This window comes from Devosia sp. 63-57 (assembly GCF_001899045.1).
GTDB lineage: Bacteria > Pseudomonadota > Alphaproteobacteria > Rhizobiales > Devosiaceae > Devosia > Devosia equisanguinis.
The window spans coordinates 1,667,542-1,681,330 of sequence record NZ_MKUY01000005.1 but is presented as its reverse complement, the minus strand read 5'-3'; the positions used below and the strand labels follow the sequence as shown (position 1 = coordinate 1,681,330).

General features: G+C 62.2%; 11 protein-coding genes. 2 read left to right on the top strand and 9 right to left on the bottom strand.

What is annotated here, in order from left to right:
* Positions 1 to 187: 187 nt before the first annotated feature.
* Complete coding sequence (locus tag BGO80_RS16325) at positions 188 to 1,195, bottom strand: fumarylacetoacetate hydrolase family protein (protein ID WP_286722324.1); 1,008 nt, start codon at positions 1,193 to 1,195, stop codon at positions 188 to 190.
* Positions 1,196 to 1,334: 139 nt separating this feature from the next.
* Between BGO80_RS16325 and BGO80_RS16320 the strand changes: the two genes are divergently transcribed.
* A complete protein-coding gene (locus tag BGO80_RS16320; protein WP_286722322.1) occupies positions 1,335 to 2,489 on the top strand; it encodes a DUF2865 domain-containing protein in 1,155 nt (384 codons plus the stop codon).
* Here BGO80_RS16320 and gltX read toward each other — a convergent pair.
* The 3 genes from gltX to BGO80_RS16305 all read right to left on the bottom strand — a co-directional run bounded on the left by gltX (position 2,434) and on the right by BGO80_RS16305 (position 6,574).
* Positions 2,434 to 3,762, bottom strand: a complete 1,329-nt coding sequence (gltX, locus tag BGO80_RS16315) for a glutamate--tRNA ligase (protein ID WP_286722320.1) — start codon at positions 3,760 to 3,762, stop codon at positions 2,434 to 2,436. The genes BGO80_RS16320 and gltX overlap by 56 nt on opposite strands.
* Positions 3,759 to 5,435 (bottom strand): NAD+ synthase, encoded by a 1,677-nt coding sequence (locus BGO80_RS16310; RefSeq protein ID WP_286723059.1) that lies wholly within the window; start codon positions 5,433 to 5,435, stop codon positions 3,759 to 3,761. The genes gltX and BGO80_RS16310 overlap by 4 nt, the downstream gene beginning before the upstream one ends.
* A gap of 98 nt (positions 5,436 to 5,533) precedes the next feature.
* Positions 5,534 to 6,574 (bottom strand): hypothetical protein, encoded by a 1,041-nt coding sequence (locus BGO80_RS16305; protein ID WP_126150749.1) that lies wholly within the window; start codon positions 6,572 to 6,574, stop codon positions 5,534 to 5,536.
* A gap of 225 nt (positions 6,575 to 6,799) precedes the next feature.
* Here BGO80_RS16305 and BGO80_RS16300 point away from each other — a divergent pair, with 225 nt between their 5' ends.
* Entirely contained in the window at positions 6,800 to 7,219 is a 420-nt protein-coding gene (locus BGO80_RS16300) for a response regulator (protein WP_286722317.1), read from the top strand.
* Positions 7,220 to 7,310: 91 nt separating this feature from the next.
* On the opposite strand, the gene BGO80_RS16295 is transcribed toward BGO80_RS16300, so the two are convergent.
* From BGO80_RS16295 to rpiA, 5 genes are all read right to left on the bottom strand, one after another.
* Complete coding sequence (locus BGO80_RS16295) at positions 7,311 to 9,071, bottom strand: PAS domain-containing HWE histidine kinase family protein (protein WP_286722315.1); 1,761 nt, start codon at positions 9,069 to 9,071, stop codon at positions 7,311 to 7,313.
* 270 nt (positions 9,072 to 9,341) lie between these two features.
* Positions 9,342 to 10,718, bottom strand: a complete 1,377-nt coding sequence (locus BGO80_RS16290; protein WP_286722313.1) for a class II 3-deoxy-7-phosphoheptulonate synthase — start codon at positions 10,716 to 10,718, stop codon at positions 9,342 to 9,344.
* Positions 10,719 to 10,798: 80 nt separating this feature from the next.
* The gene (gene gor / locus BGO80_RS16285) at positions 10,799 to 12,172 is read right to left on the bottom strand and encodes a glutathione-disulfide reductase (RefSeq protein WP_286722311.1); all 1,374 of its coding nucleotides are present in this window, start codon (positions 12,170 to 12,172) and stop codon (positions 10,799 to 10,801) included.
* 110 nt (positions 12,173 to 12,282) lie between these two features.
* Positions 12,283 to 12,810, bottom strand: coding sequence for a DUF2059 domain-containing protein (locus BGO80_RS16280; RefSeq protein WP_126150753.1), 528 nt, complete (start codon positions 12,808 to 12,810; stop codon positions 12,283 to 12,285).
* Positions 12,811 to 12,831: 21 nt separating this feature from the next.
* On the bottom strand, positions 12,832 to 13,530 hold the full coding sequence (rpiA, locus tag BGO80_RS16275) for a ribose-5-phosphate isomerase RpiA (protein WP_286722307.1): 699 nt from the start codon (positions 13,528 to 13,530) through the stop codon (positions 12,832 to 12,834).
* Positions 13,531 to 13,789: the final 259 nt, after the last annotated feature.

The window sequence follows — 13,789 nt, the reverse complement described above, 5'->3', positions numbered from 1 at the left end:
AAGTGAAAACAAAAAAGGGCGACCCGAAGGCCGCCCTATTCGCTTTGGAGGCGAAAGAGAATTGGTCTGGCCACTCAGCGCGTGGCGCGGTCGCTGCCTCTCGGCAGGACAGGGAAAACACTTTCCCATACAGGCACCATTGCATGCCGGGACACAGCACCCAACGCATACACGGGAATGTTATCCTTCAGCGCGGCAGCACTGTGACCGGCTGATCGATGAAGCCGAAAACCGCCTCGCCTCCGGCACCAATGGCACCGATTTTCACCCGGTCACCTTGCTTGAGGAAGGGGGTGCGGGCGCGGCCATATTTGGCCTTCTCGGCGGTGCGGGCCTCGGCGATGCAGGCAAAGCCGATATTATCGCGCTTGATCGGCAGGGTTTCATCATGGGCGTTGGACACCGTGCCGCCGCCGACTATGGTGCCGGCGCCAAGCGCTCTCGTGCGGCAGGCTTCGACGATCAGATCGGCAAAGTCGAAATGCACGCCGATACCGGCATTGGGCTGACCGTAAAGAGCGCCATTGACCTCGATACGCACCGGCAGATGCAGGCGATTGTCGCGCCAGGAGCTGCCGAGGCTATCAGGGCTGATGACGATAGGGGCGAAGGATGTGGACGGCTTGGAGTGGAAGAAGCCGAAGCCGTTCTGCAGGTCATCGGCCACCAGCTTGCGCAGCGAGACGTCGTTGCAAATGGTGATGAGGCGAATGGCGGCGCTGGCCTGTTCGCGTGTTGCACCCATGGGCACCGGCCCGGTGATAACGGCGACCTCGGCCTCGAAATCGAGCGCGAGATCGTCGGCGGTGACCAGAATGGGCGCGGTGGGCGCGGAGAGCGAATCGGAGCCGCCCTGATAGAGCAGCGGACGGACAGATTGCAGCTCTGCATCCTTGCTGCCCTTGAGCGAGCGGACGCGTTCGAGATGGCTCATATAGCCGGAGCCATCGATCCACTGAAAGGCGCGCGGCAGCGGGGCCAGGGCGGCGGCAGGATCGAAGGGCTGACCGGCTATGGCGCCGGCGTCGAGCTGAGCACCGAGCTGTTCGAGCGCCGGAGCGGCCATGTCCCAGTCGTCGAGGGCGGCTTGAAGCGTGGGTGCGATGCGGCCGGCCGAAACGCAGCGATCGGTCGCCGACGAAACCACGACCAATTGCCCATCGGGGCGGGAAGAGCGCAGGGTTGCCAGTTTCATGCGGCGGTTCTCTCGCTGTTGTGTTGCCCTGGCGCGCTATCGCGCCTCCGACTCAACGCTATAATGTTGCCAATGGCCCTAGCGATGTCTTAAGGGCGGCAGGCCGCAATACGTTGACGGCCGCAAACGGGACGACATGGTGACGATCAGCAGAAACGGCGTGCGCGCCATAGTGTTCGGGCTTCTGGCGATGATTTTTTTCGCGCTGGACGTAGAGATGGCCCATGCGCAATCCAGCCAGTGCAATCGCCTCGTTAACGCCCTGCAGCAGTTCGACCGCAATTCGGATTTCCGCCAGTTCGACGGCAATTCCCAGGCGGCGCGACAATTGCAGCGTGATGTGCAGAACGCGGAAAGCCGCTATATCCGCGAGGGTTGCAATGACGATGCCAAGGCCGGGCGGACGCTGACGCGCCAGTGCCAGCAGATCGCGCGCGAAGTGCTGCGCCTGCGCGACCAGTTCGCCAATGTCTCCAAATCGGTTGAGACTGCCGGTGCCATCGCCCAGCAGCGCGAGGCGATCCTGCAGGAAATGGCGCGCTTCGGCTGCGCCACCCAGGGTTCGAGCGCGAATTTCAGCCAGGAACGCCAAGGCATTTTCGACCGCATCTTCGGCAGCACCACCGAGGGTGACTTCACCAATGGCGATTTCATCGATGGCGGCGACTATTGGGGCTATCAGGGCTACAACACTATCCGCACAGTGTGCGTGCGGCTGACGGACGGCTATTTCTGGCCGATCAGCTATTCGACCATTTCCGATTTCATCGGCCAGGACGCCCAGACCTGCCAGGCCATGTGTCCGAACACGGCGGTCGATCTCTACTATTACGACAATCCCGGCCAGGAGCCGGAGCAGATGCGCAATATGTCGGGGTCGCCCTATACGTCGCTGCCGACGGCCTTTGCCTATCGCAACAATTTTGACCGCGAGGCGAGCTGCCGGGCGAAACCGACCAGCGGCGGCGCCGTGACGCTGGCGGCCGCGCCCGATGGCAGCAATCGCTCGATCATCGAGGTCAATGGCGTCAGTTTCCCCCTGCCCCTGCGCGATCCGCGCGGCGTGGTGCCGGTGCAGGCCGCGGTTGCGGCCGCGCCGGTGGAAACCGTGGCCATGATCGAGGTGCCCTTCCCGCGTCGCCGCCCGGCCGGACCGGGCGAAGTCGCCGCCCTGCCGACCAGCGCTCAGGCGCCGGTGGAGCCAAGCATGCGCATCGTGCATTTCGGCGACAAGGCGGTCAGGGTAGTCGGTCCAGAGACGCCTTACGCCCAAGCAGGACGAGCAGGGACTTAAGCTCAGGGCCATCATGGCGGCCCGTCAGGGCCATGCGCAGCGGCAGGAACAAGGTCTTGCCCTTGCGCCCGGTGGCTGTTTTCAGCGCATTGGTCCAGTGGCCCCAAGTGGTGTCGTCCCAGGGCTCGGGTGGCAGCAGCGCCTTGGCGAGAGCAATGAACTCAGCATCCTCGGGCGCCACGACCGGCTCGATCGGGCCGGTAAGCAGTTTGGCCCATTCGGCAATATCGACAAACCGTGCCAGGTTTTCGCGCAGCAGCAACCACATGGCTTCGCCTTCAAGCCCCAGGGCCGAAAGGCGCGGCGCGGCGGCGGCATAGGGCATGGTATGGAGGAGACGCGCGTTGAGGCCGTCGAGCTCGGCGGGGTCGAAGCGCGCCGCGCCATGGGAAATCATCGAGAAATCGAGCACTGCGGCAATGGCATCGAGGCCGTCATAAGGCTCGATGGGAAGGCTCGTGCCGGTGAGCGTCGCCATGATGGCGATGGCCAGCGGCTCATAGCCCTCGGCGCGGAAGTCGGCGATGGACTGAGAGCCAAGGCGCTTGGAGAAACCCTGCCCCTGCGCGTCAGTCAGCAGGTTATGGTGGGCAAAGGTCGGCACCATTCCGCCCAGCGCCTCAAAGATCTCGATCTGCGTGCCGGTATTGGAGACGTGATCCTCGCCGCGGATGACGTGGGTAATGCCCAGGTCGATATCGTCGACGACGGAGGGGAGCGTATAGAGATACGAACCGTCGGCGCGGATAAGCACCGGGTCGGACATGGAGCCGGTATTGACGGTCTGCGCGCCCTTGATGAGGTCGGCGAACTGTACCGGACGGCCATCGAGCCTAAAGCGCCAATGTGGCTTGCGCCCCTCGGCCTCAAGGCGCGCGCGATCTTCGTCGGTGAGTGCCAGGGCGGCGCGGTCATAGATCGGCGGCTTGCCGAGAAGGCGGGCGCGGGCCCGCTTGCGATCGAGCTCTTCCTCGGTTTCGTAGCAGGGATAGAGGCGTCCAGCGGCGATCAGGCGGTCGCGGGCAGCGTCATAAAGGGCGGTGCGCTCAGACTGGCGGACCAGGAAGTCCGGGGTGACGCCAAGCCAAGCCAGGTCTTCTTCGATGCCATCGGCAAAGTCGCGGGTGGAGCGCGCCAGATCGGTATCGTCCATGCGCAGCACATATTTGCCGCCGTGACGACGGGCGAAGAACCAGTTGAGCAGCGCAGGCCGGGCATTGCCCAGATGAATGCGGCCGGTTGGCGAGGGCGCCCAGCGTACGATAACACTCATCCGACAGTGAAATCCTTATAGCCATTGGTAATGGGATATTTGCGGCCGAGGCCGAAGGCGCGCGGGGTCAGTTTCGGGCCAGGCGCGGACTGGCGGCGCTTGTATTCTGCGATGTTGAGCAGGCGCTCGATGCGTTTGACCAGGGCCGGATCATGGCCGCGCGCCACCACCTCACCGAGGGACATTTCGTCCTCGACGATGGACCTCAGGATGTCATCGAGCACCGGATAAGGCGGCAGGCTGTCCTGATCCGTCTGGTCGGGACGCAGCTCGGCGCTGGGGGCCTTGTCGATGATCGACTGCGGAATGACTTCGCCCGATGGGCCGAGGCAGTCGCCGGGCAGATGCTTGTTGCGCCAGTCGGCCAGCGCATAGACTTCCATCTTGAACATGTCCTTGAGCGGATTATAGCCGCCATTCATGTCGCCATAGATGGTGGCGTAGCCGACACCCATCTCGCTCTTGTTTCCGGTGGTCAGCAGCATGGAGCCGAGCTTGTTGGAGACAGCCATGAGAATGGTGCCGCGCATGCGCGACTGGATATTTTCCTCGGCGGTGTCGAGCGGGCGATTGCCAAAGATCGGCTGCAGTTCACGCAGGGCGTCGTCCACGGGAACGCCAATGGCGACGATGTCATAACGGACGCCCAAGCGCGAGGCACAATCCTTGGCGTCGCGGAGACTGTCCTCGGAGGTGTAGCGGTAGGGCAGCATGATGCAGTGGACCTTTTCGGGCCCAAATGCGTCCACCGCCATGGCCGCGACCACGGCGCTGTCGATACCACCGGAAAGCCCCAGAACCACATCGCGGAAGCCGTTCTTCTGCACATAGTCGCGCAGACCGAGGACGGCGGCGCGCCAGGGCGCTTCCTTGACCGAAGTCAGGTCGTCGACCCGGCCATTGGTGCAGGTCCAACCATCGGCGCCGCGCGCCCAGTCTGAAACAATGAAATCGCTTTCGAAGGACTTGCCTTGAATGACGAGCTTTTCACCCGGCTCAATGGCAAAGGATGCGCCGTCATAGATGAGCTCGTCCTGGCCACCGACCTGGTTGAGATAGATCAGTGGCACGCCATCCTCGGCGACGCGAGCCCGTACCAGGTCCTTGCGGATATGCTGCTTGTCGGTCCAATAGGGCGAGCCATTGGGGCAGAGCATGATCTCGGCGCCGCGCATGGCCAGGTGCTCGCAGACCGGGCGGTGCCAGATATCCTCGCAGATCGGTATGCCCACGGGCACGCCCTTGATCTCGACCGGCTGCGGCAGAGGACCGGCAGCGAAATAGCGCTTTTCGTAGAACACGTCGGTATTGGGCAGTTCGCGCTTGTAGCGTGTGGCGATGATCTCGCCATTCTCCCCGACGACGACGGCATTGTAGAGATTGCCCTTATCCTGCCAGATGGTGGGCAGGATAAGCACCACATCGGTGCCGGCGGTATCGGCGACGAGGCTCCGCGCCGTCTCCATGGCATCGGCAACGAATTGCGGCTTGAACAGCAGATCGTCCGGGAAATAACCGGTGAGGAACAGCTCGGAGAGCATGAGAATATCGGCCTTGGCCGCCTGGGCACCGGCTAGTGCCTGCCGCGCCAGCGCCAGATTGCCCGGCAGATCGCCGACCTTGGGGTTGAGCTGGGCGAGCGCAATACGAAGCTGGTCGGTCACGGCGATGATGGCCTAATGCTGGGACGGGGTATGGACACGATCCATAGACGCGCGAGACTTACCGGGTGAACCCGGCAAGGGCAAGCGCCCAGCAGGTCACCCCTGCCCTAGAACCGTCCGCTCACCTCGACCAACAGGCCATAGCGCAGCATGGAGAACGGGTTGTTGTTGCTGATAATACCCTGCTTAGCCAGTGTTGGCGCTGAGAAGGCCGGCGGCGCACTTGGATTGGCGGTCGGATGGGTGATGGTGGCCTGATCCCAGGTCACGTCATAGGCACCTTGGAGGTAGGATGCGCGGCCGCCGAAACGCACGGCGAGGTTCTCAGTCGGCTTGAGGCCAAACATGAGTTTGCCGCTTGCGCCGTATCCGAAGCCATTGATGGCAGCGGGCGAGGCCTGGAGTGAGGTGGCACCGAACGGCCCGCCAGCAAATGGGCCATTCGGGCCCACCTGGGCGGAGCCAGCGGTGCCGCTCACCCAAGCATAGGGCGTGGCAGCCGCTTCACCGGTGATGTCGAACATGCCCATATCGATGCGACCGGCGACACCGAGCTTGAGGCCATGGACGTGGAAATCGTTGGTCTTGCTGTCAGCACCAACACTCCAGAGCCCGGTGGCATTGGACCAGGCGATGTCGCTCGAACTCTTCGCGGTGGTGTAATTGGCGCGACCGGTGTCGGGAGAATCATAAGTGTAGTGATAGCCGGTCACGAAGCCGAAGCTGGCTTGGTCAGTGCCGAAAGGCAGCCAGCCAAAATCGGCAGCGCCATAGCCAAGGCGCGCGGCCGGCAGATTGACGGCGGGCCCGCCATTGGTGGTGTAGGTGCCTTCATGGGCGACGCCATAGGCGCCAGAGGCTTCGAGATAGGAACGGGTCGGCCGGTCATCGACGCGCACGAACACTTCCCCGGCATGGGTCTTGGTATCCATGGTCTGTGTGTACGGCCCGATCTGGTGTTTTTGCGCCCCAAACGAGTACCAGTAGCGGACACCGGCTTCGATATGCAGACCACTGTCCTCGCCCATCTCCCACTGCGTGGGATAGGACGGGCGCAGATCGGGGCCCGGGGTGAGATAATCGGCGGCCCAGGCGGGTGCGGTCGTGGTCAAGAGTACTAGCAAAGTGGTCGAAACGCTGCGCATCATTTCTATGTCCCCCGCCTGCAAAACGGCCATCTTCCACACCGTTTATGATCGGTTAGGGTTAATGTTCCACTAAGCGGGTGGCCAGAATGTTGGTGGTTTGGTAACGAGCGCAGCGCATGATTGGGTTATGCGCGAAACGGTGATCACATCTGCGCAACCCCTGGGCAGCATTGCGAGTTGCACTCCTGTCGATAGTTGAAAGTTTAACCAACCAGCCTTGTATCCATGAGTTACCGCATTCTTATCGTCGAAGACGAAATCATCGTAGCAACCGAAATCGAGGACGTGATCGCCGATATGGGTCACGTTCCGGTGGGGATTGCTGCCGATCAGAAATCGGCTCTGGCGCTCGCAGGCAATGTGGATGTGGCCCTGGTCGACCTCAACTTGCGCGATGGCCCTACGGGCATGACTATTGGCCGCATCCTGGCGCAGACGCATGGGGTGACGGTGGTTTTCATGACCGCCAATCCCTCGCAGCTCGGTGATGGTGTACCGGGCACGCTCGGCGTGCTTCCCAAGCCGGCGACGGATCGCGATCTGCATGATGTGGTGAACTTCGCCGTTGCCCAGCATGCGAGGAAGAAAGCGAACCCACCGCAGCGCATGCGGCTGTTTGACTGGAACGACGGCACCTACGCCTGAATTACCATACTTTTCTGCCGAGTGAGCCGAGGCACAGTTGCAGCTTTCGCTGCAATGATGCTTCGGCATTCTGCATTGGTGCGGCCCGAAATCAGTCGTGAATGCGCTGGCGGAGGCGGTCTGAGCGGCTGAGCGCTTCGTATGGAATTTGTACTGCGACGACCAGACCGCCGGCATTCCATTCCCGTTCCAGATGCCCGCGCATCTGCCCCTCCACCGACAGGCTGACGAGGCGTGAACCAAAGCCGGACAATTGCACAGGCTCGGAAGTCTCGGGTCCCCCCAGTTCCCGCCAGGTCAGGCGGTACATGTCGGGCAGACGCGAGCCGGTGAGCTCCACTTTGCCACCTGGCGCAGACAGGCCGCCATATTTGGCGGCGTTGGTCGCCAATTCATGGAACAGAAGCGCCAAGGGCGTGGCGGCAGCGTCATCGATGGGGATGTCGTCGCCTAGGAAGACAACGCGCGCCTGGTCGGCACCATCATTATAGGGGCGCATCAACCGGGCGATGAGCGCGGCAAGCGTGCCCTGCCCATCTGTCGGTGCGGATAAAGCACTATGCGGGCGGACAAAGTCGTGCGCTTCACCCAGCGCATAGATGCGTTGGCGGAGCTGGTCGGCAAAATCCTTGGAAGCTGGGTAGCTGCGCGCGGAAAGACCGATAATGCCATTGAGTACGGCAAAGATGTTCTTGATGCGGTGGCTCAGCTCCTGGGCCACGAGCTCCCGCTCTTCTGCGGCGACCCGCGACTCATGGATGTCGGTACAGGTACCGATCCAACGCACGATCTGCCCGCTCTCGTCACGGATCGGCAATGCCCTGCCCAGGGTCCAGCGATACTCACCGCTATGGTGGCGCAAGCGATATTCTATCTGGTAGGGCTCGCCCGTCGCAAGCGAATGCCGCCAGGCCTCCCAGGCGCGATCCTGATCGTCGGGATGGAACATGCCGTTCCAGCCCTCTCCATCGGTGGAGCCATCCGGCATGCCGGTGAACTCGTACCAGCGCGCATTGTAGTAATCGTGGAACCCGTCCGGACGGGTGGACCACACCATTTGCGGCATGGTGTCGGCCAGGGTACGAAACTGCAATTCGCTTTCGCGCAGGGCCTCGGCAACGCGATGCTGGGCAGTCACGTCAATGGCGACGCCGGGGAAACGGTTCACACGGCCATCGGCGTCGGCGCGGGGGCGGCCGGAAGCGACGACCCACGTGACGTCCCCATCCTTACCCATAAGGCGGTATTCGGACTTGTATGGCGAGCCTTCCCGCAACGCCTGGGCGATCTCATCACCGACCCGCTGCACGTCGTCAGGATGAATGGCGCGCAGAAAATCCTGGATCGGCACGCCCAAGCCGGCACGGAGGGAATCGAGGTCGAACAGCGCGGCGAACTGGTCGTCTGCAGTGACCTTGTCGTTGAGCACATCCCAATCCCAAGTGCCGACGAGATCGGTGCCGTTGATGGCCAGCGCCATACGCTCTTCGCTGCGAGCCAGCGCCTGCTCGGCCAACACACGCTCGGTGGTCTCGTGGACCACGCAGAGCGTACCCATGGAGAGACCGTCATCGCCCATGATCGGGCTATAGTGCAGATCCATCCACGCGGATTCGAGCTCGCCGTGGCGGTTGAGCAGCAGTTCCTGGCCGCTGAGCGTCCAGGACTCGCCGCGCAGCCCGCGTTCGATGTTCTGCCGGTTGAAATCGGCAATCTCCGGCCAGGCCTCCAGCGCAGGCATGCCGAAAATATCGGGGTGCTTCTTGCCAGCGAAATCGGCGTAGCCATTGTTGTAAATCAGGATGCCCTGGGGGCCGACCATCATCGCCATGGGCGTGGATGCGGCGACCATGAGGCGAACGGCTCCTTTTAGGGTATCGGGCCATTCGGGAATGGGACCGAGGGGATTACCGGTCCAATCATGGGTATTGAAGAGCTTTATCGTGGGATCTTGTTCGAGCGTCTCACGGCGGTCAGCGGATGCGTGGGGGAACAAAGATCTTGGCATTGCCTACTCAAGCGGTCCGTAGAGACGTGATGGCAATGCCCGATCGCGAAAAAAGGCCGCTCGCCAATGATAACAACGCGCGGCCGATGAGATGAGTTCACAGCGCGGTGAGAATTATTCTCCGGCAAGACGCTGTTGGCGAGGCGGCTTCTGCGCATGAACTTCCTCGGCGACCAGGAATGCCAGTTCCAGCGCCTGGCTCGCATTGAGGCGCGGGTCGCAATAGGTGTTGTAGCGGTCTGCCAGCGTGGTCTCCGTGACGGCAGATACGCCGCCAACGCATTCGGTCACGTCATCGCCGGTCATCTCGATATGCACGCCGCCGGCATAGGTGCCCATTTCGCGGTGCACTTCAAAGAAATTGCGGACTTCCGAGAGTACGCGATCGAAGGGGCGGGTCTTGTAGCCGGTGGACGCCTTGATGGTGTTGCCATGCATCGGATCGCAGCACCAGACGACGGTACGACCGGCACGCTGAACGGTTTCCACCAGGCGCGGCAGGTGCTCATGTACCTTGTCGGCTCCGAAGCGCGAAATCAGCGTGATGCGGCCCGCTTCATCGGTCGGGTTCAACCGATCGAGCAGGCGCAGAAGGTCGTCATTGGCGAGGCTGGGGCCGCACTTGATGCCGATGGGGTTGTGAATGCCGGCAAAGTATTCGACATGCGCTTCATCGGGATTGCGGGTGCGGTCGCCGATCCAGAGCATATGGCCGGAGGTGGCGTACCAATTGTTGGAAATGGAGTCGCGGCGGGTCAGCGCTTCCTCATAGCCAAGCAGCAGCGCTTCGTGGCTGGTGTAGAAGCTGGTCTGCTTCAGCGCCGGGGTATTTTCGGGGTTGAGGCCCAGAGCCGACATGAAGGTGATGGCGTCGTCGATCTTACGGGCAACTTCCTCGAAACGGGTGCTCCAATTGGAGCCCTTCATGAAGCCCATGGTCCATTCATGGATGCGGGTCAACTCGGCATAGCCGCCCATGGAGAAGGCGCGCAGGAGGTTGAGCGTGGCGGCAGACTGGCGATAGGCCTGCAGCATGCGATCCGGGTCGGGCACCCGGGAGGCTTCGTTGAAGTCGATGGCATTGATGATATCGCCGCGATAGCTGGGCAGCTCGACGCCATCAATGACTTCGGTGTCGGCGGAGCGCGGCTTGGCGAACTGACCGGCAACGCGGCCGACCTTGACCACCGGCTTGGAGGCGCCATGGGTCAGCACCACCGCCATCTGCAGGAAGACGCGGAAGAAGTCGCGAATGTGATCGGCCCCGTGCTCGGCAAAGCTCTCGGCGCAGTCGCCGCCCTGCAGCAGGAAGGCCTCGCCACGCGACACCGCGGCCAGGCGCGACTTGAGTTCGCGGGCTTCACCGGCAAAGACCAGCGGCGGGAAGGAGCCCAACTGGCGTTCGGCTTCGACAAGAGCCGCCGGATCCGGATAGGCCGGAACCTGCTTGATCGGCTTCTCGCGCCAGGAACTGGGGGTCCAATTGGTCATTGTCGGTCTCGCTTACGCCGGTACTGCTGGGCTTGTGGGCGGTCTATCAATCTACGGGAGGCCTGCCAAGGGCCCATGGATCAGACCTTATGCCCATTGCGGTAGATATGGCTGGGTGACTTGAAGGTCACGAGTTCCTCGGCCGCCGAGGGGTGAAGCGCGATGGTGCGGTCGAAGTCGGCCTTGGTGGCGGACATGCCCACGGCGATGGCCACAAGCTGGATCATCTCCGCGGCGCTGGGGCCCAGAATGTGGACGCCAAGCACCTTGCCGCCGTCCTTTTCGGTGATCAGCTTGAGCACCATGCGCTCGGTACGGGTCGAGAGAGTGTTCTGCATCGGGCGGAAGCGCGCGACATAGACGTCGATATCGCCATGCGTGGCCGCTTCATGCTCGGTGAGTCCGACGGTGCCGATTTCGGGTTCAGCGAAAACGGCGGTGGGGATCAGGGAATGATCCACCCAGAGCGGGTTGTTGTTGTAGACGGTTTCGGCGAAATACCAGCCCTCACGGATGGCGACTGGCGTCAACTGCGCCCGACCGGTGACGTCGCCCACCGCATAAATGGACGGCACCGATGTCTGTGAGAACTTGTCGACGGCGATGACGCCAAAATCATTGACCTTTACGCCGGCGCTTTCGAGCCCCAGCCCATCGACATTGGGGCGACGGCCGGTGGCGAACATGACCGCACCATAGGGTGCGGAGACGCCGTCGCTGAAGGTCGCGCGCACATCGTCGCCGGCTTCGGAAAGCGCAGTGATGCTGGTCTGGTAGATGAGGCGAATGCCGCGGTCGATGAGCCCGGCTTCGAGGCCGCGGCGCATGTCCTCATCAAACCCGCGTAAGACGCAGTCGCCGCGGTAGATGAGCGTGGTGTCGACGCCCAGCCCGGCAAAGATGGTAGCGAACTCCACCGCCACATAGCCGCCGCCTTCGATGAGGATCGAGCGCGGCAGCGCCGGCAGATCGAAGGCCTCGTTGGAGGTGATGGCCAGTTCGGCGCCCGGAATTTCGGGAATGAAGGGACGGGCGCCGGTGGCGATGAGAATGCGCTCGGCGGTCAGTTCACGATTGCCAGCGACGAGGCGCACGCTGTTGGTTCCAGTGACCACGCCGCGGTCGCGGATGATCTCGACACCGGGCTTTTCGAGATTGGACGTGTAGGCATGTTCGAGCCGGGTGATTTCGCGCTCCTTGGCGGCGACCAGGGCCGGCCAATCGAAGCTGGCATCGACCTGCCAGCCGAAGCTGGAGGCAATGTCGAACTGGTCCTTGAAGCGGGAAGCATAGACATAGAGCTTCTTGGGCACGCAACCGCGGATGACGCAGGTGCCGCCGACGCGGAACTCCTCGATCACGGCGACCTTGGCGCCATAGGTGGCGGCCATGCGCGCCGCGCGCACACCGCCTGAACCGGCACCGATCACCAGAAGATCGTAGTCATAGCTCATGGAAGCCCCCGGATTAGTTTATCGGCAATCAACGATGAATGTGGGAAGCCGCTTCGCACAAAAAAAGACCCCGCACAAGGCGGGGCCGGTATGCGTCAGGGCGCAGGCGATCAGATCTCGATGCCCTGAGCACGCAGCTCGGCGCGCACTTTGGCGAAGAACTCGCGCTTGAGATTGTTGGTATAGACCTGCAAGACGCGCTGCAGATCAGTGTTCAGCTCGGAATTGGCCTGGGACAGCTTCATACCGACCGGCGATTCATAGAACGCAACAATCTGCTGCAGCTCTTCGATGGAGAAACGCACCGCATAGACGCGCGCAAACTGGTCGAGCAGTTCGCCCTTGCGACCATTATATTCCTGGATGACCTTGCCGACGGCATCATTGGTCTTGTCCAGAATTTCGGGGTTCTGCTGCACGATCTGCTGCATGGTCTCGATGCCGGTCTCGACGACAGTCACCTCGAACACCGCGGCGCGATCCGTCAGGTCGATATATTTACGGGCAAGAGCCAGGTGCTCGGGCGCCACTTCCTGAGCCATAGCCGGCACGGAAAGGCCGAGAGTGCCGATGGTGAGCACGGCCGCCACGAGAGCCCGAGCGTTGCGCACCAGGTTTGGGTTTGTCCAGAAAGCCATATTGTCCCGATCCACGCTTGGTCAGTTGTTCTTGAGAAGACGTTTTACGCCATCCGGCGTCGCTACATAAGCCTTGCTGCACATATTGAGGAACAATCCATGCTGGACGACACCAGGAATGTTCAGCAAATCCATCGAAAGCGCTTCTGGCCGTGAAATGCGGCCAAAAAAAGCATCGAGAATGAGGTGTCCACCGTCGGTCACGAAAGGCGTCCCCTTGTCCTCGCCACGGAGCTTGAGGCCCCCCTCGGCGCCATGGGCCAGCAGCACTTCTGCGATGGTGCGGCGGGTTGCCCCCAAGCCGAAACGATTGACCTCGATCGGCAGCGGGAAACGCCCGAGCGTCTCGACCAGCTTGGTGCCGTCGGCAATGACGATCATCGCATCGGACGCAGCGGCAACGATCTTTTCGCGCAAGAGCGCGCCCCCGCCCCCTTTGATGAGATTGAGCGCTGCATCGAGCTCGTCGGCACCATCCACAGTGAGATCGAGCCGATCCAGGGTCTCGAGATCCGAAAGCGGAATATCGAGGCTCCTCGCCTGCGCCGCCGTCACCTCGGAGGTCGGCACGCAGATGACGTCGAGACCGTAGGCGACTTTCTCGCCCAACAGCTCGACAAAATGCTTGGCCGTCGACCCGGTCCCCAGCCCCAGCCGCATGCCCGAGCGCACCTCGGTCAAAGCCTGGGCGGCAGCCTCGCGTTTCAGCGCCTCGCTCATGGCATTTTCCTCCACAGTCGCGGCGGGTTTGGCAGGCGCAGCGTCGCCATGTCAAGCCATCCCAAAGTCGGCGTTCACGCATTGGTGAACGACCACTGTAACCGGCCGGCAACACAATGTGGCAATGATGACCAATCTATGGCTGCAATGGGGCGTTTGGCTCTTTGCGGTTAACCAGCAAACAAGTAAGTAGCCGAATTCATTAGAGGTATCCGAATCATACCTCACTCACTGCAGAGGCCCTGTGAACGCATGAGCA